23 protein-coding genes and 1 tRNA gene are annotated in these 26976 nt (G+C 70.3%); 17 read left to right on the top strand and 7 right to left on the bottom strand.

Annotated elements, in window-relative coordinates:
- Window positions 1-55: 55 nt before the first annotated feature.
- Window positions 56-2872, bottom strand: coding sequence for an immune inhibitor A domain-containing protein (locus tag FLP10_RS08025; protein WP_246150299.1), 2817 nt, complete (start codon window positions 2870-2872; stop codon window positions 56-58).
- A gap of 301 nt (window positions 2873-3173) precedes the next feature.
- On the opposite strand from FLP10_RS08025, the gene FLP10_RS08020 reads away from it, so the two are divergent.
- Entirely contained in the window at window positions 3174-4043 is an 870-nt protein-coding gene (locus FLP10_RS08020; protein ID WP_149160391.1) for an alpha/beta hydrolase, read from the top strand.
- Window positions 4044-4108: 65 nt separating this feature from the next.
- Window positions 4109-4510, top strand: coding sequence for a hypothetical protein (locus FLP10_RS08015; protein WP_149160390.1), 402 nt, complete (start codon window positions 4109-4111; stop codon window positions 4508-4510).
- A gap of 77 nt (window positions 4511-4587) precedes the next feature.
- Here FLP10_RS08015 and FLP10_RS08010 read toward each other — a convergent pair whose 3' ends face one another.
- The gene (locus FLP10_RS08010) at window positions 4588-5280 is read right to left on the bottom strand and encodes an HAD hydrolase-like protein (RefSeq protein WP_246150297.1); all 693 of its coding nucleotides are present in this window, start codon (window positions 5278-5280) and stop codon (window positions 4588-4590) included.
- 46 nt (window positions 5281-5326) lie between these two features.
- The gene (gene nucS, locus FLP10_RS08005) at window positions 5327-6022 is read right to left on the bottom strand and encodes an endonuclease NucS (RefSeq protein WP_149160388.1); all 696 of its coding nucleotides are present in this window, start codon (window positions 6020-6022) and stop codon (window positions 5327-5329) included.
- 40 nt (window positions 6023-6062) lie between these two features.
- Between nucS and FLP10_RS08000 the strand changes: the two genes are divergently transcribed.
- Complete coding sequence (locus FLP10_RS08000) at window positions 6063-6614, top strand: dihydrofolate reductase family protein (RefSeq protein ID WP_149160387.1); 552 nt, start codon at window positions 6063-6065, stop codon at window positions 6612-6614.
- Between the two features lie 15 nt (window positions 6615-6629).
- Here FLP10_RS08000 and FLP10_RS07995 read toward each other — a convergent pair whose 3' ends face one another.
- The gene (locus FLP10_RS07995) at window positions 6630-7799 is read right to left on the bottom strand and encodes an ROK family protein (RefSeq protein ID WP_149160386.1); all 1170 of its coding nucleotides are present in this window, start codon (window positions 7797-7799) and stop codon (window positions 6630-6632) included.
- Between the two features lie 250 nt (window positions 7800-8049).
- On the opposite strand from FLP10_RS07995, the gene FLP10_RS07990 reads away from it, so the two are divergent.
- The 5 genes from FLP10_RS07990 (at window position 8050) to FLP10_RS07970 (ending at window position 13639) form a co-directional block, all read left to right on the top strand.
- The gene (locus FLP10_RS07990) at window positions 8050-8934 is read left to right on the top strand and encodes a carbohydrate ABC transporter permease (protein WP_149162154.1); all 885 of its coding nucleotides are present in this window, start codon (window positions 8050-8052) and stop codon (window positions 8932-8934) included.
- Between the two features lie 9 nt (window positions 8935-8943).
- A complete protein-coding gene (locus FLP10_RS07985; protein ID WP_246150295.1) occupies window positions 8944-9909 on the top strand; it encodes a carbohydrate ABC transporter permease in 966 nt (321 codons plus the stop codon).
- A 67-nt stretch (window positions 9910-9976) separates the two neighbouring features.
- Window positions 9977-11326 (top strand): ABC transporter substrate-binding protein, encoded by a 1350-nt coding sequence (locus tag FLP10_RS07980; RefSeq protein WP_149160385.1) that lies wholly within the window; start codon window positions 9977-9979, stop codon window positions 11324-11326.
- A 13-nt stretch (window positions 11327-11339) separates the two neighbouring features.
- On the top strand, window positions 11340-12866 hold the full coding sequence (locus FLP10_RS07975) for a glycoside hydrolase family 36 protein (protein WP_149160384.1): 1527 nt from the start codon (window positions 11340-11342) through the stop codon (window positions 12864-12866).
- A gap of 14 nt (window positions 12867-12880) precedes the next feature.
- Window positions 12881-13639 (top strand): acyltransferase domain-containing protein, encoded by a 759-nt coding sequence (locus FLP10_RS07970; RefSeq protein ID WP_149160383.1) that lies wholly within the window; start codon window positions 12881-12883, stop codon window positions 13637-13639.
- Between the two features lie 50 nt (window positions 13640-13689).
- On the opposite strand, the gene FLP10_RS07965 is transcribed toward FLP10_RS07970, so the two are convergent.
- Window positions 13690-14946, bottom strand: a complete 1257-nt coding sequence (locus FLP10_RS07965) for an MFS transporter (protein ID WP_246150293.1) — start codon at window positions 14944-14946, stop codon at window positions 13690-13692.
- Between the two features lie 324 nt (window positions 14947-15270).
- Between FLP10_RS07965 and FLP10_RS07960 the strand changes: the two genes are divergently transcribed.
- The 7 genes from FLP10_RS07960 to FLP10_RS07930 all read left to right on the top strand — a co-directional run bounded on the left by FLP10_RS07960 (window position 15271) and on the right by FLP10_RS07930 (window position 23281).
- Entirely contained in the window at window positions 15271-16542 is a 1272-nt protein-coding gene (locus tag FLP10_RS07960) for an ABC transporter substrate-binding protein (protein ID WP_149160381.1), read from the top strand.
- Window positions 16543-16548: 6 nt separating this feature from the next.
- Window positions 16549-17547: a carbohydrate ABC transporter permease gene (locus tag FLP10_RS07955; protein WP_149160380.1), complete on the top strand. Its 999-nt coding sequence runs from the start codon at window positions 16549-16551 to the stop codon at window positions 17545-17547.
- Complete coding sequence (locus tag FLP10_RS07950; protein ID WP_149160379.1) at window positions 17540-18463, top strand: carbohydrate ABC transporter permease; 924 nt, start codon at window positions 17540-17542, stop codon at window positions 18461-18463. Before FLP10_RS07955 ends, FLP10_RS07950 begins: the two co-directional genes overlap by 8 nt.
- 3 nt (window positions 18464-18466) lie before the next feature.
- Window positions 18467-19558, top strand: coding sequence for a LacI family DNA-binding transcriptional regulator (locus FLP10_RS07945; RefSeq protein WP_246150291.1), 1092 nt, complete (start codon window positions 18467-18469; stop codon window positions 19556-19558).
- 115 nt (window positions 19559-19673) lie between these two features.
- Window positions 19674-20858, top strand: coding sequence for a Gfo/Idh/MocA family protein (locus FLP10_RS07940; RefSeq protein ID WP_149160378.1), 1185 nt, complete (start codon window positions 19674-19676; stop codon window positions 20856-20858).
- Window positions 20859-21044: 186 nt separating this feature from the next.
- Window positions 21045-22088 carry an L-threonine 3-dehydrogenase gene (gene tdh, locus FLP10_RS07935; protein ID WP_149160377.1) on the top strand — a complete coding sequence of 348 codons (1044 nt, stop codon included), beginning with the start codon at window positions 21045-21047 and terminating at the stop codon, window positions 22086-22088.
- Between the two features lie 2 nt (window positions 22089-22090).
- Window positions 22091-23281, top strand: a complete 1191-nt coding sequence (locus FLP10_RS07930; protein WP_149160376.1) for a glycine C-acetyltransferase — start codon at window positions 22091-22093, stop codon at window positions 23279-23281.
- Window positions 23282-23399: 118 nt separating this feature from the next.
- On the opposite strand, the gene FLP10_RS07925 is transcribed toward FLP10_RS07930, so the two are convergent.
- A complete protein-coding gene (locus FLP10_RS07925; RefSeq protein WP_149160375.1) occupies window positions 23400-24161 on the bottom strand; it encodes an SDR family NAD(P)-dependent oxidoreductase in 762 nt (253 codons plus the stop codon).
- A 219-nt stretch (window positions 24162-24380) separates the two neighbouring features.
- On the opposite strand from FLP10_RS07925, the gene FLP10_RS07920 reads away from it, so the two are divergent.
- Both FLP10_RS07920 and FLP10_RS07915 read left to right on the top strand, forming a co-directional pair.
- Entirely contained in the window at window positions 24381-25448 is a 1068-nt protein-coding gene (locus tag FLP10_RS07920) for a LacI family DNA-binding transcriptional regulator (RefSeq protein WP_149160374.1), read from the top strand.
- A gap of 67 nt (window positions 25449-25515) precedes the next feature.
- Window positions 25516-25588 (top strand) — tRNA-Gly (locus FLP10_RS07915).
- 16 nt (window positions 25589-25604) lie between these two features.
- Here FLP10_RS07915 and FLP10_RS07910 read toward each other — a convergent pair.
- Entirely contained in the window at window positions 25605-26939 is a 1335-nt protein-coding gene (locus FLP10_RS07910) for an MATE family efflux transporter (protein ID WP_246150289.1), read from the bottom strand.
- Window positions 26940-26976 lie beyond the last annotated feature (37 nt).

Raw genomic sequence — 26976 nt, 5'->3', positions numbered from 1 at the left:
GACGAGGCGCCGACCCCGAAGGGCCGACGCCTCGCGCTGTGTCGGTCGGCTTCGATCAGCCCGCGCGCGGCGGGGTGATCGAGATCACGGCGGACGTGTTGTTCTTGCCCGCCTTCTTGACCTTCACGACGGTGCCGTAGCCGACGCCGTCATCGGCGGGGTTGCCGGTGCCGAGCGGCGTGGCGACCCCGATGTCGAGCCCGAAGAGCTCGGGGATGAGGTTGCCGTCCGCGTCGACGATGCGCGTCGAGTAGGGCGCGTTGCCCACCGACGGCACCACGACCGACCCGTCGACGTACCGGTAGTACAGGTCGCTCCCGGTGATCGGCAGCAGGTCGGGTCGGTACTCGAGGCCCGGGTACCAGCCCTGGTCGTCGGTGAAGGTGCTCACCGCCGGCAGCGCCGGAACCTTCGTGCAGTACTCGGCGTAGTTCGCGTCGGTGATGCACTCCTGGAAGGGGTACGTCTTCGACAGGCCGAATGCCACGTTCGACGACTGCGCGCGCGAGGGCATGTTGTTCAGCGCCGAGGTGTCCACGTCGGCCGAGGCGCCGGTGCGGCGCAGTGGGTCGAAGTGGCTGTCGACGAGCAGCAGGCCGCCCTTCGCGCCCTCACTCGGCAGGGTGGTCAGGTTGTTGCGCACCATGTTCGAGTTGCCGTACGTGGTGTCGCGGTACCAGACCAGTGCGCCGGGCGCGTTGTACTTGATCTTGTCGACCTTCCACGCACCCTCCTCGTCCTGGTAGACGGTGTCGTACGCGTACTGCAGGCCCTGATCGAACCCGTCGAAGTTGCGCCACTCGACCAGGTAGTACTGCGCCTTGATCGAGGTGCCGCTGTCCTTGCGCCAGCCCTGGCCGGTCGTGGTCGCCCACGAGGCGACCTCGTTCACCCAGCCGTTGTCGTCGGCGCCCTCGACGTCGTCGCTCCAGAGCACGGTGCCCTCGCCGTCGACGAGGCTGAAGTCGTCGGCGAACCAGTTGCGCTCCTGGTAGGCGGCGTCGGTCGCCATCCGGAGTCGGACGCTCACGTCCTGGCCGGCGAGATCTGCCAGATCGATGTACTGGTGCGCCCAGCCGTCCGACGAACCGGTGAGGCCGTACGAACGCTGGAACCACCCGCGCAGGTTGCCGTTCGGATCGGGGTACGAGTCGGGCGTTGTCGCGAGCGATCCATCCTCGTTGTAGACGGGAACGTCGGTCCAGTTCGCACCGCCGTCGGTCGACACCTCGACGAAGCCGAAGTCCCAGTCGGATTCGATGAAGTAGTCGTTCCACATCCAGAACTTCGACCCCTCGGGCACCGTTCCGAGCGACCGGCTCAGGCGGATGTCGCCGTAGTCCTGATCGGCGCCGGTGTACCACATGTTCTCACCCGAGTGCGGATCTGCGAGGTGCACCACCTTCTCGGGCAGGTTGATCTTCACGCCGTCCTCGGTGTTCTTCAGCGGTCGCGAGTTCTGCCCGACCGTGACGTCACGGGGCGCGTCGCCCGGGTTCAGCTCGAGCGGGTCGGCCCAGCCGAGCACGTACTTGTCCCACAGGCCCATGTGCGTCGGCATCGACTGGAAGATCGGACCCGAGTGCGAACCCGAGTTCATGAGGTCCCAGAAGTCGATGTCGCTGTTGCCCGCGTTCGACGTGTCGTACAGGTCGGGCAGGCCGAGGTCGTGGCCGTACTCGTGCGCGAACACGCCGACGCCCGAGTCCTCGGGCTGCACGATGTAGTTCGACAGCTTGAGGTTCGTGCCCGGGATGTCGGCGCCGCCGGGCACCGCCGACGAGTGCGCCCAGATCGCGTAGGTGCCCTCGTCGCCGCCGCCACCGGACTTGTCGGCACCGGCGTGCACGAGCACGACGTGGTCGATCACGCCGTCGGGCTCCCACAGGTTGCCGTCGCCGTCACGGTCGCCCTGGTCTTCCAGGTCGTAGTCGGCCCACGGGAAGTTCGGCTGCGCCTGCGCGAGCGCCGCGACCGCGTCGATCGCGAGCTGGCCGGGGCCGAGCGGGTTGTCGGGGTGACCCTGCATGTCCTGCATCGGGCCCGCCTCGTACTCGCCCTCCTCGTTCAGGTGGCAGACCGTCGCGCCGTAGTACGCCTCGGAGTGCGGCACCGTGATCCACGGGGTCGCCGCGCCGGTCACGGTGTAGGCGCCGTGCGACATCTCCTCGTACATGTTCTTCATCGTGAAGCCCGAGATGTCGATGCCCTTCTTGCCGTCGGGCCCCTTCAGGTCCTTGCGGACCCGCTCGGTGATGCCCTTCGACGAGTAGAGCAGCTTGTTGTAGTAGTCCGACGAGAAGTCGGGCACCCACATCGAGTTGTTGTCGGCACGCCCGAGCGTCGCCGGGTCGGGCAGGTTGTTGTGCAACGGGCCACTCTGCACGTTGCCCGGCATACAGGTCGTCGCACCGAACTCGGTGGGCACCTGCAGGCCGGTGAAGTCGTCCTGCGCGTTGGGGTCGAACTCGACGAGGATCGTCAGCAGCTTCGCCTGCTGAGTGACGTCGGCCTGCTTGTAGTCGGGCTTCTTCTGGAACAGCGCCTTCAGCTTGTCCCACACCGACTTCAGCTTCTTCAGGATGGCGTCGCGGATCTCCTTCGGGCTCTTGCCTGTTTCGAGCGCCTTCGCCTCGGCCTTGGCGAGCCCCTCGGCTGCGACGGGGTTGCCCTGGGAGAACTTCTTGTCGATCTCCTCGGCCGTCGTGATGGCGGTGGCCTGCTTCTGCGCGGCGTCGTCGCCGACGGCCACATCGTCGAGGAACGCCTGTTCGACGCGGGGCTCGACGTAGTTGATGTAGTACTCGTCATCTCCGATGACCGGTGCTGACGCGGGTGCCGCGCTCGCCGGTGCCACGCCCGCGGTTGCCAAGCCGGCCGCCACGAGCGCGATCACAGAAAGCGTCGCGACCACGCGCGTTCGCGCGCGGGTGCTTCTTCCAGACATGCATCTCCCTCCGGGTACGTTCCGGGGTGACCCGGTTCGTACGAACGACGTCCGCCTGTTGGACGGACGATGGAGGAATCCTGCACCCTGACCCCCGTTCGGGGGAAGCACTTTCTTCGAGATCGCTGCGAACCGGGCGTGTCGCGCGCGTTTCGTGCGCAGATCGAGTCTGGTGGTGCGGATGCCACCGGCCTACGCTGAGTCCCAGCGACGCGAGGGGGAGCGGATGGCGCACGAAGAGGATGTCCCGGTGCTGGCCGAGTGGGAACTGGCCGAGATCGATCGGGCGAACGAGTCGGGCCGCCAGCCCGTGGTGTTCGTGCACGGGCTCTGGCTGCTGTCCAGCAGCTGGCAGCCGTGGCGCGACTTCTTCGAGGAGCAGGGGTACATCACCCTTGCGCCTGGGTGGCCGGATGACCCCGCGACCGTCGAGGCGGCTCGTGCCGATCCCGACGCGTTCGCCCGCAAGATGGTGCAGGAGGTCACCGACCACTATCTCGCAGCCATCGCGCGGCTCGACCGTGCGCCCGCCGTCATCGGGCATTCGTTCGGCGGGCTGGTCGCCCAGAAGATCGCCGGCGAGGGGGCATCCGCCGTCACCGTGGCGATCGACAACGCGCCCTTCAAGGGAGTCCTGCCGGTGCCCGCCTCATCGTTGAAGTCGGCGTCGGCGGTGTTCGCGCATCCCGGCCGGGCCGACGAGGGCGTGTCGCTCACGTGGGAGCAGTTCCAGTACGGCTGGGTCAACGCGCTCGACGAGGATGAGGGGCGCCGACTCTACGAGGAGTTCCACGTGCCCGCATCGGCTGCCCCGCTGTTCCAGGCCGCGTTCGCGAACTTCAATCCGTTCGGCGGCGAGACCGCGGTCGATTCGAAGAATCCCGCCCGCGGGCCGTTGCTCATCATCGGCGGTGAGTCCGACCACACCGTGCCGCTCGCGATCACGCACGCGAGCTTCAAGATCCAGTCGAAGAACCCGGGCGTCACCGAGCAGATCGTGATTCCGAACCGCGGTCACTCGCTCACGATCGACAGCGGGTGGCGCGAGGTCGCCGACGAGGCGCTGGCGTTCGTGCGCCGGTTCGCGGACGCGTAGCGGCGGGCGGGCGCCGGCGGTAGCCTGTGGTGGCGTCGTCGGGGGGCGACGGATCGGGGGATCGGATGTTTCGACGTGCGCGTGCGGCCGCAGTCTTCGCCGCGGTCGGCCTGGGGGTCGGCCTCGCACTGACCGGGTGCTCGTCGGGCGGCGACGAGCCGTCGGACACGAGTGAGAACGTGCTGCCGCCCGTCATGGTGCAGCTCGACGAGGTGGACGGGACGACCGTCGAGGTTCCGCTCGACAATGTGATCGTCTTGCAGGGCGACGACGAGACGTTCACCGCGTGGGAAGCCGACATCGCCGACCCGTCGATCGCCGAGTTCACGCCCGGCAAGGACGACGGCTCGGCGACGTTCGACCCGGGCATCACGCCGCGGAAGGTCGGCTCGACCGAGGTCACCCTCGACAACAGCGAATCGGGCGACACCGTCTCGTTCACCGTCGAGGTGATCGAGGCGGGGTAGCCGCGACCGAGCGCACCTCACGGGGTCTCGATACGCGTGCTCCTTCGTCGCTCGCTACTCGACCAGCGAGGGGTGCGCTACCCGACGAGCAGGCCGCGCAGCTGGTCGGCCGAGTGCACGACGGCGAGGGCGTCGCCGGCCTCGTCGGGGGAGCCGTAGCCCCACTCGACGAGGATCGTCGGCACGCCGTTCGCGAGTGCGCCGAGCGTGTCGTAGCCGCGGTCGCCGACCATCACGGCGTGGGCGGTGTCGACGCCCTGCGCCTGCAGGCGCCGCAGCGCCTCGGCGACGACGTCGGCCTTGGTGCTGCGGCTCTCGTCTTCGCTCGCGCCGGCGATGACGTCGAAGTACTGCGCGAGGCCGGCGTGCTCGAGCACGGCGGTCGCCATCGACTCGGGCTTCGAGGTCGCGAGCGCGATCGGGATGCCCGCGCGGTGCACGAGCTCGATCACGCCGGCGACGCCCGGAAAGACGGGCGAGCGCAGCAGGTGCCGGTCGTAGTGGTCGCGGTAGACGTTCAGCGCTTCCCACGCCTCGGCGTCGGCGAAGCCGGCCGTCATGCGGAGGCTGTCGAGCAGGGGTGGGCCGACGTACGAGCGCAGCGTGTCGTCGTCGGGCACGGGAAGACCGAGCGACTCGAACATGTGCGCCAGCGACGCGGTGATGTCGGAGGCGGAGTCGACGATGGTGCCGTCGAGGTCGAAGAGAACGGCCGACCATGTGCGCGTCGGGGCAGCGCTGGCCGGCGGGGTGGTCAGGGTGCGGGTCACGCGTGCCATCCTATGGGCCGCGGCTGCGAGGGACTCTCAGGTCTGCTCAGAACAGGCTGGGATGCCCGCTGTCGACCCCGCGCATCGCGTCGTAGTCGAGCACGACGCATCGGATGCCCCGGTCCTCCGCGAGGGTGCGGGCCTGGGGTTTGATCTCCTGCGCGGCGAATACGCCGGTCACCGGCGCGAGGCGAGGGTCGCGGTTCATCAGTTCGAGGTACCGGGTGAGCTGTTCGACGCCGTCGATGTCGCCGCGACGCTTGAGCTCCACGGCGACCGAGCCGCCCGAGGCATCCGTGGCCAGGATGTCGACCGGGCCGATCGCCGTCATGTACTCGCGCCGCACCAGCCGGTAGCCCTCGCCGAGCAGTTCGATCTGCTCGGCGAGCAGCCGCTGCAGGTGCGCCTCGACGCCGTCTTTCACGAGGCCCGGGTCGACGCCGAGCTCGTGCGCCGAGTCGTGCAGCACCTCGTGGATCGACACGATGAGCCGGTCGGCGGTCTTCTTGTGCGTGACCGTCCACACCTCGACCACGCCGGTGCCGCGCTGGTCGTCGTCGGGTTCGGATGCTTCGAGCGAGCAGGGCGGGCTCATCCAGTTGAGCGGCTTGTAGCTGCCGCCGTCGCTGTGCACGAGCAGCGAGCCGTCGCCCTTCACCATGAGCAGGCGGGTCGCGAGCGGCAGGTGCGCCGAGAGCCTTCCGGCGTAGTCGACGGAGCAGCGGGCGATGACGAGACGCACCGTTCGAGTGTACGTTGGCCGAGAGCGCGGGGGAGGCGCCATGGGCAGACTGATCGTTTCGACCACCGTCTCGCTCGACGGCTATGTCAACGACGCCGGCGGGAGCCTCGATTGGGCGGCCCCCGACGAGCAGATGCACGCGTTCATCAACGCGCGCCTGAGCGGCATCGGCACGTTCCTGTTCGGTCGGCGCCTGTACGAGACGATGCGGGTCTGGGACGAGGTGGATGTCTCGGACTCTCCGGCGATGGCGGAGTTCGCCGAGCTGTGGGCCGCCGCCGACAAGATCGTCTATTCGTCGTCGCTCGACTCGGTCGACACGGCTCGCACGACCCTCGAGCGCACGTTCGACGCGGACGCCGTGCGGGCATTCGTCGAGGCATCCGATCGCGACGTCGAGGTCGGCGGGCCGACGCTCGCGGCGACCGCCTTCGGGGCCGGGATCGTCGACGAGCTCTCGGTGTACGTGGCGCCCGTCGTGCTGGGCGGCGGCACCCGCCTGCTGCCCGACGGGGTGCGGTTCGACCTCGAGCTCGTCGACGAGCATCGCTTCGCCGACGGCACGGTGTACCTGTCGTACCGCGTGCGCTGACGGCGGCTCGATCGACTATGCGGCGGTGCTGAGCAGCGACCGGGTCTCTTCGGGGCCGGGAAACGAGGGGAGGTCGCGCACCGCGCCGTCGAGGACGGCATCGAGATGTCGGGCGGCCAGGCTGATGCCGCCCATGGCCACGGCCTCGGAGCCGAGCGGGGAGACCGCGACCTCGGGCGGGATGGGGCAGATCTCGCCGAGGGTCCGCACGAAGCGCGTGAGGAACACGTCGGAACCGGGTGCGCTGCCGCCGCCGATCACCAGCAGTTCGGGGTCGATCGCGAGCGCCATCGCGGCAGCCCCCTGGGCGAGATCGTCGGCGAACTCGTCGACGGCCGCGAGCGCGGCCGGGTCGCCGGATCTGGCCAGCTCGAAGATCTGCTCGCGCGTCGGCCTCGGCGTGGCGAGCACCTCCTGGCCGTAGCGTTCGTTCAGGTCGGCCCACTTGAGCTCGGGGATCTCGCCGACGATGCCGGCCGCGCCGTGCACGCCGCGGTGCACCCGTCCGCCGACGATGGACGCTCCGCTCGTGCGCCGACCGCACAGCACGTACACGACGTCGTCGAGGCCCCGGGCCGCACCGTACGCGAGCTCGGCGTGAGCGCCGAGCGGGACGTCGCCCTCGACGAGCACCGCACTGCGGAACTCGGCCGCGAATCGCGCGCGCAGGTCGAGCCCGACCCAGCCGGGCATGCCGGTGCCGCCGAAGTGCAGGACGCGACCGTCGGCGCCGATCGCGCCGGGGGAGCCGATCGTGACGATCCACGGCGAGTCGCGGTCGAGGTCGGCCTCGCCGAGCAGCCGGTCGCTCAGGCCGAGCGCCGCGGCGATGCGCTCGTCGGCGTCGTCGGCCTCGGCGACCCGAGCGGTCGCCTCGCCGAGCACGGCGCCGGTGAGGTCGGTGAGCACGCCGAAGATGTGGTTCGCACCGATGTCGATCGAGAGGAAGGAGCCCAGTTCGCGCGGGACGCCGTAGGTCATCGCTGGTCGTCCGACACCGCGCACCGGCGCCTCGTCGGAGGCCGCGAGCCATCCCAACGCCGTGAGGTCGGAGGCGACGGCGTCGACCGCCGTGCGCGAGAGCCCTGACGCGCTCGCGAGTCCGCGCAACGTCTGCGGCTGTGCGATGACGGCGCGCAGGACGCCGAGGGAGTTCATGCGTCGCAGCAGCGACCGGCTTCCCATCGACCCTGTCGATGCTCCCAGCATCGCTTCTCGGGGCATCCGTCCTCCCGGTTGCAATTTATATCGCCATGTTGGATTATTAATCCGCTCCACCCCACACTAGCGGTTCCGGGCGGCTCACCCCGCGCCGATCCCGGCATCGCTCGAGCTCGATCCGCGCCACTCGGCGCGCCCGGCAATGACGCTGAGAGGGAACGACTTGACCGAACCACGACGGCTCACCGCCGCCCGCGGTCCACGCGCGGCGACGATGGCCCCACGACGGCCGCGACGCGGCGACGGGCGAGTGGCGCTCTTCTTCATCGCGCCGGTGCTCCTCGGCTTCGCCATCTTCTATCTCTACCCGACGGTGCGCGGGTTGTGGTGGTCGTTCACCGACTACAGCCTGCTCGCCGAACCCGAGTTCGTGGGTCTCGACAACTACGCCGACGTGCTCGCCGACTCGGAGTTCTGGAACTCGATGGGCGTCACGTTGCAGTACGTCGTGATCAACGTCGGCTCGCAGACGCTCATCGCGCTGCTGCTCGCCGCACTCATGCACCGCCTCACCCGGTCGGTCGCACTGCGCACCACGCTGCTGCTGCCCTGGCTGGTGCCGAACGTCACGGTCGGCCTGGTCTGGCTGTGGCTGCTCGACACCAACCTCGGGTTCGTCAACCGGATGTTCGACTCGATGGGCCTCGACAAGGTCGGCTTCTTCACCGACCCGAACCTCGTCATCCCCACGATCTCGCTCATCAACACGTGGGCGTTCGTCGGGTACACGGCGCTGCTGTTCTACGCCGGCATGCTGCAGGTGCCGCAGGAGATGTTCGAGGCCGCGGCGATCGACGGCGCAGGGGAGCTCCGCACATTCTTCCGGGTGACGCTGCCGCTGCTGCGCCCGATCCTGGCGCTGGTGCTCGTGGTCTCGCTGATCGGCTCGTTCCAGATCTTCGACACCGTGGCGGTGACGACGAAGGGCGGCCCTGTCAACGCATCCCGGGTCATCTACTACTACATCTACCAACAGGCGTTCACGTTCTTCCACATGGGGTACGCCGCCACGATGGCGATCCTGCTCGTGCTGATCCTCGGCGTCCTCACCTTCGTCCAACTCCGCCTGCTGCGCGCGTCCGAGTCCCAGCTCACCTAGGGGTACCTGATGACCATGACCACCATGCCCTCGCCCGTCCCGGTCGACGCCGACGAGTCCACGCCGCCCGCCCCGCCCGCGTCCGTCCGCACCGCGAGGCGGCGCCCGCCGATCGGCCGCATCATCGGGTGGGCCATCCTCGCGATCACCCTCGTCGCGACCCTCTTCCCGTTCTACTGGATGGTGAAATCGGCGCTCACCCCCGCCGCCGACGTCATCGCCGATGCCGGCAACCTCTGGCCGAGCCATCCGACCGTCGTCAACTTCGCACGCGTGCTCGGCCTGCTCTCGGCCGAGGAGACGCGAGCCGCCGGCGGCAGCGGCGCCTCCATCAACTTCGCGCTCTACCTGTGGAACTCGATCGTCTACTGCGTGCTGATCGGAACCTTCCAGACCCTGTTCTGCGCGATGGGCGGATACGCGTTCGCCCGGTTGCGGTTCCGCGGCCGCGAGGTGCTGTTCGGCATCCTGATCGCCGCGCTCATGGTGCCCGGCATCTTCACGCTGCTGCCCAACTTCGTGCTCGTGCGCGATCTCGGGCTGCTCAACACCGTGTGGGGCATGGTCGCGCCGAGTCTGCTCATGACCCCGTTCGCGCTGTTCTTCCTGCGGCAGTTCTTCCTCAACATCCCGAAGGACGTCGAGGAGGCGGCGATGATCGACGGCGCCGGCAAGATCCGCATCTTCTGGCGAGTCGTGCTGCCCATGGCGCAGGGCCCGCTCATCACCATCGCGCTCATCACCGTCGTGTGGGCGTGGAAGGACTACCTCTGGCCGCTGCTCATCGGCCGCGACGAAGCGGTGCGCACGGTGACGGTCGCGCTCGGCGTCTACCTGCAGCAATCGCCCAACACGCAGCCCGACTGGACGGGACTCATGGCGGCATCCACGCTGTCGGTCATCCCGGTCGCGCTGCTGCTCGTGTTCCTCGGCCGACGCATCGTCGAGTCGCTGAACTTCACCGGCATCAAGTGAAGACCCCCATCCCAACCCCCATCCACCCCAACCCAGCACCAGAAGACACGAAGGAGTGCGTGCACACATGAGAATGAAGACCGCCCTGCGCGCTGCAGGGATCGCGACGGCCGGGCTCGTCCTGGCCATGACCGCCGGCTGCTCGTCGGGATCCGGTGACGGCGGTGACGTCGCTCTGAAGTACTGGCTCTGGGACGACGCCCAACTGCCGGCCTACCAGCAGTGCGCCGACGACTTCGCCGCGGCGAACCCGGGCATCACCGTCGAGATCAGCCAGTACGGCTGGGGCGAGTACTGGACCAACCTCGCCACCCAGGTCGCCGCAGGCAGCGCCCCCGACGTCTGGGTCGACCAGGCCTCGTACTACCCGCAGTTCGTCGCCGACAAGCAGATCGAGGATCTGCAGCCCTACCTCGACGCCGACCCCGACGCCGTCGACTTCGACGCCTACGTGAGCGGCCTCGAGGACATCTGGGTCATCGACGGGGCGCGCTACGGCCTGCCCAAGGACTGGGACACCATCGGCCTGGTGATCGACAAGCAGGCCGCAGCCGACGCCGGCATCGACGAGGCGTCGCTGGCCGACCTCACCTGGAACCCCGACGACGGCGGCACGTTCGAGGAGGTCATCGCCAAGCTCACCGTCGACAAGGCCGGCCACCACGGCGACGACCCCGCGTTCGACAAGGGCAACGTCGCGGTCTACGGGTTCCTGCCCGAGTGGGCCGATGGTTCGCAGGGTCAGAACCTGTGGGGCAACCTCGCCCAGTCGAACGGGTTCACGTACTCCGACACCAACCCGTTCGGCACGTCGTTCCACTACGACTCGCCGAAGCTCGCCGAGACCATCGATTGGATCGCAGGGCTGAGCGACAAGGGCTACGCGCCCGCGTTCGACCAGCAGTCGACGCTGTCGCGGCACGAGGTGCTGCTGAGCGGCGCCGGAGCGATGACCAGTGTGGGCTCGTTCAACCAGCTCATGTTCCAGGACCGGGCGGCCGACTACCTCTTCGCGCCGCTGCCGACCGGGCCCGAGGGTCGCAAGTCGGCGATCAACGGCCTGAGCGACGCCATGTACGCGGGCAGCAAGCACAAGGACGAGGCCTGGAAGTGGATCACCTACCTCGCCTCGGCCGACTGCCAGGACGTGGTCGGTGCGACCGGCGTGATCTTCCCGGCGGTCACGTCGGCATCCGAGGCCTCCGTCGCGGCCCGAGCCGACCTCGGACTCGACGCCTCGGCGTTCACCTCGTACACGACCGAGCCCGACTCGACGTTCCTGATCCCGATCAACTACCACGGCACCGAGATGGCGCAGATCGTGCAGGACGCCATCCAGAGCGTGGCACTGGGCACGAACGACGCCACAACGGCGCTCCCCGATGCCAATGCCAAGGTCAACGCACTCTTCGAGTGACCGGAAGGGACCCATGCTGAACGATCTCGCCACGTTCGCCGGAGTGATCCGGCTCGGCGACCTCTCCCTGCCGGTGGGCGCCGTCGGCGAACCCCGGGCGATCGGCGAACGTGAGTTCCTGATCCCCGCGGGCCCCGTCACGGTCGTGCACTCGCTCGACGACCCGGAGTTCTTCCGGCACGGGTGGAACTCCTGGAGCCCGTCGGGATGGAGACGGATCACCGACGTGCCACTGCGCATCCACGACAGCCCGCAGCGGCTGCTCACCGCGGACGATGCGCGGAACGACACCCCGCTCGCCCACTCGGGCAGCGCGGTGGGCGCGATCGCCCTCGCCGACGGTGAGATCCTGCTCCTCGGGGCGCTCGGACTGGGCGCCCCGAGGGTGGGGGCGACGGCGACCACGCTGTGGGGCACGATGGAGGACCCGGTCGCCGAGTGGTATTTCGCCCGCGGCCCCGAGGTCGAGGTGTTCGCGCGCTACGCGGAACTGCTCGCCGAGCGGCTCGGCTCGCGCGACGCCTCGGCGGGCCGGGTGTGGTGCAGCTGGTACTCGTTCTACGAGGAGATCGACGAGAAGTCGGTGCGGTCGGCCGTTGCCGATCTGGTCGAAGCCCGCCTGCCCTTCGACGTCGTGCAGCTCGACGACGGGTGGGAGCCGTCGGTCGGCGACTGGGTCGCCAACGACAAGTTCCCCTCTGGCATGGCGGCGACGGCCCGCACCATCACCGACGCGGGGTTCCGCGCCGGGCTGTGGCTGGCGCCGTTCATCGCGCTGCCGCACTCGCGGTTCGCCATCGAGCGCCCCGACCTGCTGATCCAGGACGAGGCCGGTCGGCCGCTCGTGACCGGCTACAACTGGGGCGGTCCCTACTACGCGCTCGACACCACCCAGCCCGAGGTGCAGGAGCACCTGCGCGAGCTGTTCACGCGCGTGGTCGGCTGGGGCTTCACCTACCTGAAGCTCGACTTCATGTACGCGGCCGCCATCGAGGGCGTTCGGCACGCGCCCGTGCACCGCGAGCAGGCGTATCGCGACGCGATTTCGCTGATCCGCGAGGTCGTCGGCGATGACGTGTACCTGCTCGGCTGCGGGGTGCCCATGCTGCCCTCGATCGGCGTATTCGACGGTGTGCGGGTCGGGCCCGACGTGGCCGCCTTCTGGGAGAACTCGGAGCGGCCCGGCGACCCGACCGGGGTCGGCACGAAGAACGCGTTCCTCGCGTCGATCCACCGCAGCTGGCTGCGGCCGTGCTTCGAGACCGACCCCGACGTGGTGTACTTCCGCCGCCGCCGGAGCCTGCTCGACGACGACCAGCGCCAGCTGCTCGCGGATGTCGCGACCGTGCTCGGGTTCCGATCGACCTCGGACCCGGTCGGATGGCTGACACCCGACGAGGTCGACGAGCTGCGCGACTGGCTCCGCGAGCCGGCGAACGTCACCCGGCTCGGCCGGTACCTCTTCGAGGTCGACGACCGGCTCGTCGACTTCGGACGGTTCGTCGACTACGTCGCCCCGAACAGCACGAACGCGAACTGACGGGCGGCGAGCGCGTGAGCGAGGCGGCTGGGCCGCGCCCCGGGCAGGTCGCCCTCGGCGTCGCCGGGCGGCTCCCGGCGACCCGACCCGAGCTGATGGTCGTCCTCGGACACCTGATCCGCACGGATCAGCCGGCAGGCGGCGACGGCGACGTGCTCACGTCGTTGCGGGCGGAGACGGGCGACGCGCTCGTCTCCGCCCTCGCGGCGTGCGTGCCGCTCGCAATGGATCGCCAGCGTCGCGCGGGGATCCCCGAACAGATCACCCGCGCGACGCTGCGCGACGTCGGTCGCAAGCACGCCCGCTACGGAGCGGCGACGGTGCTCGACTGGCTGATCGAACTCATGCGTGGCGACGTCGTCGAGCTCGGTCGGCTCCAGGTCGCACGTCGCGCCGAGGCGCTCGGTCACGCCGTGCACATCCCCGAGACGGGTCCGCTGGACCCGGGGGCGGTGGATGCCTCGCTCGAACGGATCCGCGAATTCACCGGTGCCCGGCGACTGTCGTGCACGAGTTGGCTGCTCGACGCCGAGATCCGGCGCGAGCTGCCGCACAGCAACCTGGCGGCGTTCGCGCGACGGTTCGAGGTCGTCGCTGGCGAGGAGGGCAGCCGGCAGGGGAGCGAGGCGGTCGCGAAGTTCGTCTTCCGCCGGCCGCTCGAGGCCGTCCTGGACGGCCGAGTGCACCCGGAGTCCCGGCTCGAGCGGCTCATCATCGATCGGCTGCGCAGCGGTAGGCACTGGTCGGAGCCGACGGGCGTGCTCGACGGGTGAGGCAGACCGCGGCGCGCGGCCCGCTGCCCGCTGAGCCGGCGCGCTCCGGCTCAGCGCCGCGTGCGCTCGCGCACCGCGGGCGCGGCAAGGCCGGCCACCACGAGCAGCCCGAGCAGCACGAGCAGTGCGTTCAGGATGCCGAAGTGCTCGCCGAGGAACCCGAGCACCGGCGGCCCGACGAGGAACGCGCAGTAGCCGATCATCGCGACGGCCGACACGCGGGCGGCCGACTCGGCGCGGTCGGGCACGTCGGCGGCGGCGGACATGCCGACCGGGAACCCGAGCGAGCAGCCCGCGCCCCAGAGCACCGTGCCGACGACCAGCATCCAGGGCTCGGTGCCGAAGATGAACAGCGCGAGCCCGCCCGCGCCGACCGCCGCGAGCACGCGAATCACGGGCACGCGGCCGAACCGGTCGAGCACCGGCCCGCCGAGCACCCGCGAGGCGGTCATCGCGACGGTGAACACCGTGAAGATGGCCGCCGCCGCGGTGGCGTCGAAGTGGTGTCCGTCGACGACCGCGAGCGCGATCCAGTCGTTGGCGCTGCCCTCGGCGAACGACATGCCGAGCATGACGAGGCCGATGAGCCACAGTCGCAGGTCGCCCCATACCCGCAGGCTCGCCCGCAGGCGCTCGCCGAACGTGCGGCGCGGCGGCGCGGCATCCGTCTCCGAGCTGGACGCGCCCTCGGGCGCTTCGCCCAGCTCGGTGCGCATCGGTACGAAGCGCACCGCGACCACGGCGGCGATGGCGATGGCGATGGCGACGACGACCAGGTGCGGGAACACCGCGATCGACAGGGCGGATGCCCCGGCCGCGACGGCCGCGCCGGCCACCGTGCCGAAGCTGAAGAACGCGTGCATGAGCGGCATCACGGTGCGGCCGATCTCACGTTCGGCCTCGGCGCCCGAGACGTTCATGATCACATCGACGGCGCCATTGCCGAACCCGAACAGGGCGAGACCGAGCACGACGAGCGGGATCGACGGCACGATCGAACTGCCGATGCCGACCGACACCAGCCCGACCGACACGACCACGAGGGTCGAGGCCATGCCGATGCGCGGCCCGAAGCGCGCGAGCACGATGGGGGCGGCGACCAGGCCGCCGATCGACGCGATCGACCCCGCGAGGATGACGAGCCCGACGCCCTGCGTCGACAATTCGTTGAAGTCGCGCACGGCGGGGATGCGGGCGACCCAGCTCGCCATGCTGAGTCCGCTGAGGAAGAAGACCGCGAACACGGCGTTGCGCCACGCTCGCAGTTCGCGCGTGGGGCGTCTCGCGGCGCGATCGGCGTCGGTCACGGTCTCCACGGTAGCTGCGGATGCCTCGTGCACCATGGTTGCTCCTCGGTTGCGATGCCCGGGGTGGCGGGCGCCTCGTTCTCGAATCGATTCGACTCGAATCGATTCGAGAGTAGCGCCCGGAACCGCCCCGTGCAACCGGCGAGAGCCGGATTCCCGTCACCTGAGTGCTCGAACGCTCAGTCGGAGTGATTGCAGATGATCGAAATTACCTCTTGTGCTCATGCATGCTCGCCGGTAGGTTCCCTGCTAAACGATTAACAATCATCACCGCCGCACCTCGCACCGAGGCATCCGCTGCACCTCACCGTCCAAAGGAGGACCATGCGCCACGTTCCGAAATCACGCACCGTCACCGCCGTCGCGGTCTCGGCCGCAGCCGCCCTCGCGCTCGCCGGATGCGCGGGCGGCAGCGGAGGATCCGAGGAAGGCGGCGACGTCACCCTCACCTACGCCATCTGGGACCAGAACCAGCAGCCCGCGATGGAGGACATCGCCGACGCGTTCGAGGCCGAGCACGACGGCGTCTCGATCGAGATCCAGCTGACGCCGTACAAGGAGTACTTCACGAAGCTGCAGACCGCCGTCTCGGGCGGCTCGGCGGCCGACGTGTTCTGGATGAACGGCCCGAACTTCCAGCTCTACGCGTCGAACGGCGTGCTCGCGCCGCTCGACGACCAGGGCATCGAGGCATCCGACTACCCGCAGGGCCTCATCGACCTGTACACCTTCGACGGCTCGCTCTACGGCGCCCCGAAGGACTTCGACACCGTCGCCCTCTGGTACAACAAGGCCCTCTTCGACGCCGCCGGCGTCGCGTACCCCGCCGCCGGCTGGACCTGGGATGACCTGAAGTCCGCCGCCGCCGCGCTCACCGACCCGGCGGCGGGGCAGTACGGCATCGCCGCGAGCCAGTACGGCCAGGAGAACTTCTACAACTCGATCGCGCAGGCCGGCGGCGAGGTGATCTCGGCCGATGGCACCACGACCGGATACGACACCCCCGAAGCGCTCGCCGGCATCGAACTCTGGACCGACCTCATCGCCGACGGCTCCTCGCCGACCGCCCAGCAGATGACCGACACGAACCCCGAGGACTTCTTCCTCTCGGGCAAGGTCGCCATGTTCCAGAACGGCTCGTGGGCCGCCGTCGCCTACGCCGACAACCCCGACATCGCCGACTCGGTCGACGTCGCGCCGCTTCCGGCGGGCGCCGAGGGCAACCAGAGCGTGATCCACGGCCTCGCGAACGTCGCGAACGCCACGAGCGCGCACCTCGACCTCGCGAAGGAGTTCGCCGCGTTCGCGAGCGGCGAGCAGGCTGCGAAGATCCAGGCCGACACCGGCACCGTGATCCCCGCCTTCGACGGCACCCAGCAGGCCTGGGTCGACGCGCTGCCGCAGTACGACCTGCAGGTCTACATCGACGCGCTCGACACCGCCGTTCCGTACCCGGTCTCGAAGAACACCTCGGCGTGGACCTCGATCGAGAGCGAAGTGCTCTCGCAGGTGTGGGCCGGCGCGGTGAGCCCGAAGGACGGCCTCGCACAGCTCGCCGAGCAGATGCAGGCCGCACTGGACGCCGAGTCGGAGTAACGCACCATGACCGACCTGATCGGGCAGCGCACCGCGGCGCCGATCTCCGAGCTCGACCGGGAGAAGGCGACTGCTCCCGGTCGACCCGGCCGGCCCGGCCCCGGCGGCGTGGGGGGACGCCGGGGCCGCGGCCCCGGCCAGTCGCCGTGGTGGGCGCTGCTCTTCATCGGCCCGACCGCGCTCGGCCTGATCGCGTTCTACCTCTGGCCGACGGTGCGCACGTTCATCCTGTCGTTCACGAAGTCGGGCCCGTTCGGCGGCAGCGACTTCGTCGGGCTCGAGAACTACGCCCGGCTCTTCCAGGACCCCGAGCTCATCGGGGCGCTGCGCAACACCGCGCTGTACACGGTCGTCGCGCTCATCGGCATCCCGCTCGCCGTCGCGATCGCGGCGCTGCTCAACACCGCCGGCCTGCGCGGACGCGGTGTCTACCGCACCCTCTACTTCATCCCGGTCGTGACCATGCCGGCCGCCATTGCGCTGGTCTGGCGCATGATCTACAACGGCGACTACGGCGTGCTCAACGAGGTGCTCGGCGTCTTCGGCATCGAGGGCCGGTCGTGGCTGACCGACCCGAACACCGCGCTCATGGCGATCGCCGTCGTCGGCATCTGGGCGGGCCTCGGCACGAACATCGTCATCTTCCTGGCTGGCCTGCAGGGCATCCCCGACACGGTCATGGAGGCGGCCGACCTCGACGGCGCCGGCCCCGTGCGCAAGTTCTTCTCGATCACGATCCCGCTGCTCTCGCCGTCGATCTTCTTCGTCAGCGTGATCAGCGTGATCGGCGCACTGCAGGTGTTCGACCTCATCTACATGATGCTCGGCCGCTCGAACCCGGCGATGCCGAACACGCGCACCATCGTCTACCTCTTCTACGAGGCGGGCTTCCTCGACAACGAGCGGGGCTACGCGGCGGCGATCGCGTTCCTGCTGCTCGTCATCATCCTGGTGCTGACCGTCGTGCAGTTCCGGCTGCAGAAGAAGTGGGTGCACTATGAGTGATGTCGCGCTCGACACCCGCGCCGTGACCGCCTCAGACGGCGCAACCGGCCGCGACGGCGGCTCCGAGACATCCGCCGATCGCCGCCGGCCCGCCGGAAGCCGGCGCCGCGGCCACTGGCTCGTCCACCTGCTGCTCGCCGCCGGAGCGGTGATCATGGTGTTCCCGTTCATCTGGCAGACCCTCACCGCGTTCAAGACGTTCCAGGACTCGGTGCAGGTGCCGCCCGTCGTCATCCCAGACCCGTGGGTGTTCACGAACTTCGCCGAGGTGTTCGACTCGATGCCGTTCGGGCAGATGTTCCTGAACTCGGTGCTGCTGACCGTCGGTCGCACCGTTGGCCAGGTCGTGCTGTGCACGATGGCGGGCTACGCGTTCGCGCGCATCCCGTTCCGGGGGCGCAACGTCGTGTTCGTGCTGTTCCTGTCGGTGCTCATGGTGCCGTCGCAGCTCTACCTGCTGCCGCAGTACGAGATCATCCAGACGCTCGGCTGGCTGAACACGCTGCAGGCGCTCATCGTGCCCGGCATCTTCAGCGCGTTCGGCACGTTCCTCATGCGGCAGTTCTTCATGTCGATGCCGGTCGAGCTCGAAGAAGCCGCGCGCATCGACGGCGCGAACCCGTGGCAGACGTTCTGGCGCGTGATGCTGCCGCTCGCCAAGCCCGGCATCGTCGCGCTCACGGTGTTCACCGTGCTGTGGTCGTGGAACGACCTGCTGTGGCCGCTCGTGGTCACGACCGACCCGGCCAAGATGCCGCTCTCGGTCGGCCTGTCGCAGCTCGTCGGGCTGCACGGCACTGACTACCCTGTGCTCATGGCGGGCGCCCTGCTCGCGACGTTGCCGATGCTGGTGACGTTCATGTTCCTGCAGCGCCAGTTCATCCAGGGCATCGCGTTCTCTGGGACGAAGGGGTGACGGATGCCACGCTCCGATGACGTCGCGACGCGCGCGAACGGCGCACGGCGACGACCGACCGCCCGCATGGTCGCCGACCTGGCGGGCGTGTCGACCGCGACCGTCTCGTACGTGTTCTCGGGCCGCTCGGGATCCGATGGCCCGGGCGTCGCCGAAGAGACGGCGAAGCGCGTGCTCGACGCCGCCGAACGGCTCAACTACCGGCCCAACCGGTCGGCTCGCGCCATCCGCACCGGGCGCACCGGCATGGTGCAGCTCTCGCTGCACATGCTGAGCGACCCCTGGTCGCTCGCGGTCGCCGAGGCCGTCAACGCCGAGGCGAACCGGCACGGGCTCACCACGCTGATCCTCGCCGACGGCGACTGGCACACTGCGCTCGACCGGGTCGAGAGCGACGTCGCCTACCTCGACGCGGCCGGTGCCGACGGCGACGCGCGGGCGAAGCTGCACGACCTCGTCGAGCGCGGGCAGCGGCTCGTCGTCTTCTCGGAGTCGCTCGAGCCCGACGGGTTCGATGTGATCCGCTCGGACGCGATCCCGGGTTGCTTCCTCGCCATCGATCACCTGCTCGAGCAGCACACGGCGATCGGATGCCTCGCGGCCGAGGTGGCCGTGCGCGGTGCCGACCACGGGGTCACGAGGGTCACGCCCTACCTCGAGCGGCTGCGCGAGGGTCGCATCGACGCCGGCCGGGCGCTCACAGCGACCTTCGCCGACACCCAGGCCAGCGCGTTCTCGGCCGCCGTGGACCTGCTCTCGGGCGAGCGCGGCCCGCGCCCGACCGCGATCTACGCGACGACGGACTTCGCGGCGATCGCCGCGATCAACGCCGCGCACATGCTCGGCTTGCGGGTGCCGCACGACGTCGCCATCGTCGGCGTCGGCAACACCCCCGACGCCCGCGTCGTGGCCCCGACCCTCACGACCGTCGGCCCGACCGACTTCTACGAACGCCAGGCCGAGATCATCGTCGGGCGCGCGCTCGAACACGAACCGGCGCCCGCGCGACTGCACGAGTTCGCGTGGTCGCTGTTCCCGGGCGGGTCGACCGATCTCGCCGGTCCGGCAGTGGACCGCCCGGCCCGCGGCGCCTGACCGGCATGGCGCCCCGTGTGCATCGTCCGGTGCGCTTCGGCGCCGCACGCGTCGGCCCGAGGCATCCGTTCTCTTCTCTTCTCGTCCCACCCGCATTCTGTAAGGAGCACCACCCGTGGATCTGACCATCGGCATCGTCGGCTTCGGCGCCCGCGCCGGCATCTGGCGCGAGGCGCACCGACCGGGCGAGGGGTCGCGCATCACCGCGGTCTGCGACCTCGCCGAACGCGCCCGCGCCGATGCGCGCGACGCGCTGCCCGGCGTACTCGTCACCGACTCGCTCGACGAACTGCTCGCCTCGGGCGTCGACGCCGTCATGGTGCTGACGCCCGACGACACGCACGCGACCGTCGCCATCCGTGCGCTCGAGGCGGGGGTCGCCGTGTTCTGCGAGAAGCCGCTCGCGATCGACCTCGCCGACGCCGACGCCGTCCTCGAGACCGCGCGCCGCACCGGCTCGCGTCTCTACGTCGGCCACAACATGCGCCACATGCCGGTCGTCGCGCTCATGCGCCGGCTCATCCTCGAGGGGCGCATCGGCGAGGTCAAGGCGATCTGGTGCCGGCACTTCGTCGGCAACGGCGGCGACTACTACTTCAAGGACTGGCACGCCGACCGCCGGCGCACCACCGGCCTGCTGCTGCAGAAGGGCGCGCACGACCTCGACGTCATCCACTGGCTCGCGGGCGCCTACTCCGACCGGGTCGCCGCAATGGGCTCGCTCAGCGTCTACGGCGGCATCAACGATCGGCGCGACCGGTCGGACGAGCGCATGTTCGACTGGTTCAGCCTCGACAACTGGCCGCCGACCGCGCTCACCGGGCTGAACCCCGTCGTCGACGTCGAGGACGTGTCGATGGTGAACCTGCACCTGACGAACGGCGTGCTCGCGTCGTACCAGCAGTGCCACTTCACACCCGACTACTGGCGCAACTACACGATCATCGGCACCGAGGGTCGCATCGAGAACCTCGGCGACACGGCCGGCACGACCGTCGCGCTCTGGAACCGGCGGCACCAGGGCGCGGCCGAGCCCGACGAGACCTTCCTCGTTCCCGAGGTCGCCGACGCCGGCCACGAGGGCGCCGACGCGCTGCTGGTCGCCGAGTTCCTGCGGTTCGTGCGCGACGGCGGACTGACCGAGACCTCGCCCGTCGCCGCGCGTGAGGCCGTCGCGGCCGGAATCCTCGCCACCGAGTCGCTGCGCGGCGACGGATCGGCGCTCGCCGTGCCGCCGCTCGCCGACGACCTGGTCGAGTACTTCGCCCGCGGCCAGGTCGAGGCATCCGTCGCCCGCTGAGCGCGCGCTGCCGCTCGTTCCCGCCTCGCCGCTGACCCGCTCTTCGCCCGCTGCGCCGGGAGGCGGACCCGGGCAGGCACCGCCTCCACCCGCGCCGATACGATGGCTGAGTCATCCGGCGCACCCACCGGACCATCGCATGAGCCGCCGCACCCAGTGGCTCGTGCACCACCACACGAGGTATCGATGAAGGCCCTCTTCAAAGCCGCGCCCGGCGCGGGATTCGAGTTCGTCGACCGGCCCGAGCCGGTCACCGGCCCCGCCGACGTCAAGATCCGGGTGCTGCGCACCGGCATCTGCGGCACCGACCTGCACATCGACTCATGGGACGACTGGGCGTCGTCGACCATCGCCGCGCCCCTCATCCCGGGCCACGAGTTCTCGGGCGAGGTCGTCGAGGTCGGCCCGCTCGTCCACGACGTCGCCGTGGGCGACCTGGTGTCGGGCGAGGGCCACATCGTCTGCGGCATGTGCCGCAACTGCCGCGCCGGCCGGCGGCAGATGTGCATCCGCACGCTCGGCGTCGGCGTGCAGCGCGACGGGGCGTTCGCGGAGTACATCGTGATCCCGGGCGAGAACGTGTGGGTGCATCACTCGCCCGTCGCCCCCGAGGTCGGCGCGATCTTCGACCCGTTCGGCAACGCCGTGCACACCGCGCTCGCCTTCTCGGTCGTCGGCGAGGACGTCCTCGTCACCGGATGCGGCCCCATCGGGCTTATGTCGATCGCGGTCGCACGCCACGTGGGCGCGCGGTTCATCGTCGCGACGGATGTCTCGGAGGCGCGTCTGCGGCTCGCCCTCGAGATGGGCGCCGACGCGGTCGTGGATGTCTCGACCGAGCGCGTGCGCGAGGTGCAGCCCCGACTCGGCATGCGCGAGGGCTTCGACGTCGGGTTCGAGATGAGCGGGTCGGCCAAGGCGCTGCCCGAGATGATCGAGAACATGAACCACGGGGGGCGCATCGCGCTGCTCGGCCTGCCGAGCGAGGGGTTCGCGGTCGACTGGGGCAAGGTCGTGACCCACATGCTCACGATGAAGGGCATCTACGGGCGCGAGATGTTCGAGACCTGGAACTCGATGTCGGCGATGCTGCAGACCAGCGACGTGCTGCGCGAGCGCGTGGCATCCATCATCTCCGAGCGCTACCCGGCGCGTGAGTGGCGGGCCGCGTTCGACTCCGCGCACTCGGCCGGGGTCGGCAAGATCATCCTCGACTGGACGGAGGTCTAGGCATGTACGGAACCGTGCAGGCGCAACTGCGCGCCGAACTCGACGAGATCGACGCGGCCGGGCTCACCAAGCGCGAGCGGGGCATCGAGGGGCCGCAGTCGTCGGAGGTGTCGGTCGCCGGCGTCGAGGTGCTGAACTTCTGCGCGAACAACTACCTCGGCCTCGCCGACGACCCGCGCATCGTCGCCGCCGCGCACCGCGGTCTCGACGAGTGGGGGTACGGCATGGCGAGCGTGCGCTTCATCTGCGGAACGCAGACCCAGCACCTCGAGCTCGAGCGCCGGGTCGCCGACTTCCTCGGGTACGACGACGCGATCCTGTTCTCGTCGTGCTTCGATGCGAATGGCGGCGTGTTCGAGGTGCTGTTCGGCCCCGACGACGCGATAATCAGCGACGAGCTGAACCACGCGTCGATCATCGACGGCATCCGGCTGTCGAAGGCGCGCCGGTACCGGTACCGCAACCGGGACCTCGCCGACCTCGAGGCGCAACTCGTCTCGGCGGCCGACGCCCGGCGCCGCGTCATCGTGACCGACGGCGTCTTCTCGATGGACGGGTACTACGCTCCGCTCGCCGAGATCTGCGACCTCGCCGAGCGCTACGACGCGCTGGTGTTCGTCGATGACTCGCACGCCGTCGGCTTCGTGGGGCCGAACGGACGCGGCACGCCCGAACTGCTCGGCGTCGAGGGGCGCGTCGACATCACGACCGGAACCTTCGGCAAGGCGCTCGGCGGAGCATCCGGCGGGTATGTGGCCGCCCGACAGGAGATCGTCGACCTGCTGCGCCAGCGTGCCCGGCCGTACCTGTTCTCGAACACCCTCGCGCCCGCGATCGTCGCCGGCACGTTGCAGGCGCTCTCGCTCCTGGCCGAATCGGGGGAGCTGCGCGTGCGGCTCGAGGCGAACGCGGCGCTCTTCCGCTCGCTCATGACCGAGGCGGGCTTCGACCTGCTTCCCGGGTCGCACGCGATCGTGCCGGTCATGTTCGGCGACGCCGCGCTCACCGCCCGCATCGCCGACGCGTTGCAGGAGCGCGGGGTGTACGTGACGGCGTTCTCGTTCCCGGTGGTGCCGCGGGGTGCCGCGCGCATCCGCGTACAGCTCTCGGCCGCGCATTCCGAGGACGAGATCCGACGCTGCGTCGCCGCGTTCGTCGCGGCGCGCGATTCGGTGGCTTCGGCCGCCGACTGAGGCCGCGGCGAAATGTCGGATCGTCGAGCCGACACGCCGCGCCGGGGTGTGACTCGACGGAGCGTCGCGGCAGGCGTCCGACATTTCGGCGCGAGCGGGTCACGGGACGGGTCAGGCGTCAGCGTCCGCGCTCGCCGATTCGTGCCGCGAGCGACGGCGGCGCGAGCCGGGTGAGCCCGACGAGCACGCGGTACCGCAGCGAGGGCACCGACACGGCCTTGCCGCGCGCGACGTCGCGCAGGCCCTCGCGCACGACCTGCTTCGCGTCGAGCCACATCGGCCCGGGCACGCCCTCCTGGCCGGGCGGCAGACCCATCCGCTCATGGAAGTTCGTGTGCGTGAACCCCGGGCAGATCGCGGTCGTGGTCACGCCATCGGGCCCGTATCGCCCGTTCGCCCATCGGCTGAACGAGATCAACCACCCCTTGCAGGCGCCATACGTCGAGCGAGGCACGAACCCCGCGACGGACGCGATGTTCACGATCCGCCCGCGCCCGCGGGCGAGCATGGCGCCGAGCGCGGCGTGGCTGAGCCGCATCGGCACCTCGACGTGCAACTCGAGGTGGCGTACCTCGTCATCGACGTCGTTGCGGGCGAAGTCGAGGGGCAACCCGAACCCGGCGTTGTTCACGAGCAGGTCGATCGGGCGCTCGGCGTCGGCGACGCGCGCCACGACGCGCGCGAGGTCTCTCGGCTTCAGCAGGTCGGCGGCGAGCACCTCGACGCGGACACCGCTTGCGGCGCGCACGGCCTCGGCGACGCGATCGAGGGCGGCGCGGTCGCGCGCGACGAGGACGAGGTCGGCGCCCGAGGCGGCGAGCTGTCGGGCGAACTCGACGCCGAGTCCCGAGCTCGCGCCGGTGATGAGGGCGGTGGGCATGCCGCCCAGCCTAGGCGCGCTGCACGGATTCCCTCCCGCCCACCACCGTCGGGGACGCTTGTTGTCGGCCCCACCACCGTCGGGGACGCTTGTCGTCCGCCCACCACCGTCGGGGACGCTTGTCGTCGCTCGCCGCGGCGCCGAACGGCAACGAGCGTCCCCGACGAAAGGGGTTGGTCACTCGAATCGATTCGAGGCGGATGGCTTACACTACGGGGCATGGGCTCCGACACCGCTCCGAGACATCCGACCCTGGCCGATGTGGCCGCGCGCGCCGGAGTCTCGGCCTCGACGGCCTCGCTCGCGTTCAGCGGATCGGGTCCGGTGTCGGATGCCACGAAGGAGCGCGTGCTCGCCGCCGCTGCCGAACTCGACTACGCGGGGCCCGACCCGCGCGCCCGCTCGCTGCGACGCGGGCGCAGCGGCATCGTGGGCGTCGTGCTCGAAGAGCGCGTGCGCGCGGCGTTCCTCGACCCGGTGAAGATCCGCACCCTCGACGGCATCGCCGAGGGCATCGCACCGCTCGGCGCCGGCCTGCTGCTGTTCACCGACGCCGGCGACGGCGATGCCCCGGTCTCCATCGAGAACGCGCCCGTCGACGCGGTCGTGCTGATCGGCTGCAGCCCACGATTGGATGCCTCGGTCGAGGCGCTTCGGCGGCGGGGCATCCCGACCGTGGCCATCGAGGGCGCGCCCGGCAGCGAGATCCCCGAGATCACCATCGACAACGAGCAGGCGACCCGGCGCGGCGCCGACTACCTGCACCACCTCGGTCACCGCCGGGTCGGCATCGTCACGCTGCCGTTCGACGCCGATCGCACGCGCGGCGTCGTCACCGACGACCTGGTCGCCCGCGCGACGACCGCGGTGACGCTCGAGCGACTCGCGGGCGCGCGCAGCGTGTTCCCCGACGCGCCCGCGATCGCCGCCGCGGGCAGTTCGATCGAGGAGGGGAGGGAGGCGGCGAGGCCGCTGCTCGACCTGCCCGCCGTCGAGCGCCCGACCGCGATCATCGCGCAGAGCGACCTGCTCGCCGCCGGCGTCATCCGCGCCGCCGAGGAGCGGGGCCTCACCGTGCCCGGCGACCTGAGCGTGCTCGGCTTCGACGGCATCCGCGTCGACGGCCTGCAGCACGACCTCACCACGCTCGACCAGCCGTCGGCCGACAAGGGCCGGGCGGCCGGCGAGGCGGTGGTGCGCATGCTCGCGGGCGAGGCGCCCGAATCGGTCGCGTTCACGAGCACGCTGCACATCGGCGACACCACCGCCGCGCCGCGCACGGCCTGACCGGTTCGGCGGCGGTCGAGAGATCCGGTAGCATCGAACCTCGTCGCCGGGCTCAGCCGGGCGGTACGCGGATGTGGCGCAGTTGGTAGCGCATCACCTTGCCAAGGTGAGGGTCGCGAGTTCGAGTCTCGTCATCCGCTCTCTCGAGGGGCACCATCAGGCCCCGACCACCATCCACTTCCGGCCCCGAGCCCGCAGGCCGAGCGTCACGGCGCGGGCGGCGAGGTATCCGATCGCGAACGCGGCCATGAGCCAGGCGAGTGCGACCGCGCCCGGCAGCCCGGCGGAACCGGCCCACCACACCGCGCCGAGCGCGAGCGGCACGTAGGCCGCGAAGTTCACGAGGCCCGTCCACGCGAGGTAGCGCGCATCGCCCGCGCCGATGAGCACGCCGTCGAGCACGAACACGACACCGCCGAGCGGCGCCGAGATGCCGAGCACCACGAGCGCCGGCGGCAGCAGCGCGGCGACCGTCGCCGACGACGTGAACAGGCCGGGCAGCACCCACGCGGTCGCGATCACGACCAGGCCGATCGCCGCACCGGAGGCGAGGCCCCATTGCAGGCAGCGCCGCAGCACGGCTCGCACCTGCGCGACGTCTCCGGCCCCGAGTCCCTTGCCGATGAGCGCCTGCGCGGCGATCGCGAGCGCGTCGAGCGCGAACCCGAGCGTGAAGTAGATCGAGATCGCGACCTGGTAGGCGGCCAGTTCGTCGGGTCCGAGCGCGGTCGCCGACCAGGTTGACAGCAGCAGTGCGGCGCGCAGGCTCGCGGTGCGCAGGAACAGCCACCCGCCCGACACGGCGCCCCGCAGCAGCCCGGCGCGGTGCGGCCACGGGTTCGCGCCCGTGCGCACCGCGTGGCGCGCCGAGATCACGAGGTACACCGCGACCATGCCCCACTGCGCCACGACCGTGCCGATCGCCGACCCCGCGATGCCGAGGCCGAGCACGTAGATGAACACGTAGTTGAGGGCGATGTTCGCGGCGAACCCGATGCCGGCGACCCAGAGCGGCGTGCGGGTGTCCTGCAGTCCGCGCAGCAGGCCGGTCGCGGCGAACACGATGAGCATGGCGGGCAGGCCCGCCATCGAGATCGTCAGGTAGGTGATCGCCTGCTCGGCGACGGCGTCGGATGCCCCGAACAGCCCGACCAGCCACGGGCTCGCGAACCACCCGGCGACCGCGAGCACGGCGCCGAGCGCGGCTGCGAGCCACAGCCCGTCGAGCCCCGCGGCGACGGCGCCGCGCTCGTCGCCGAGGCCGAGTCGCCGCGCGACCGCCGGGGTCGTCGCGTACGCGAGGAAGACCATGAGCCCGATGATCGTCTGCAGCACCGCGCCGGCGAGCCCCAGCCCGGCCAGCGGCGCGACACCGAGATGCCCGACCATCGCGGTGTCGGCCAGCAGGAACAGCGGCTCGGCGATCAGCGAACCGAGCGCGGGCACCGCGAGGCGCAGGATGTCACGGTCGACGGTGGTGGAGATGGTCACGATCCTCCCACCGTACGGGCGGATGCCGCGCCGAGTG

It is taken from the genome of Agromyces intestinalis, assembly GCF_008365295.1.
GTDB classification, from domain to species: Bacteria; Actinomycetota; Actinomycetes; order Actinomycetales; family Microbacteriaceae; genus Agromyces; species Agromyces intestinalis.
The sequence above is the reverse complement of the archived record's forward strand: the minus strand, read 5'-3'. Positions and strand labels throughout refer to the sequence as shown.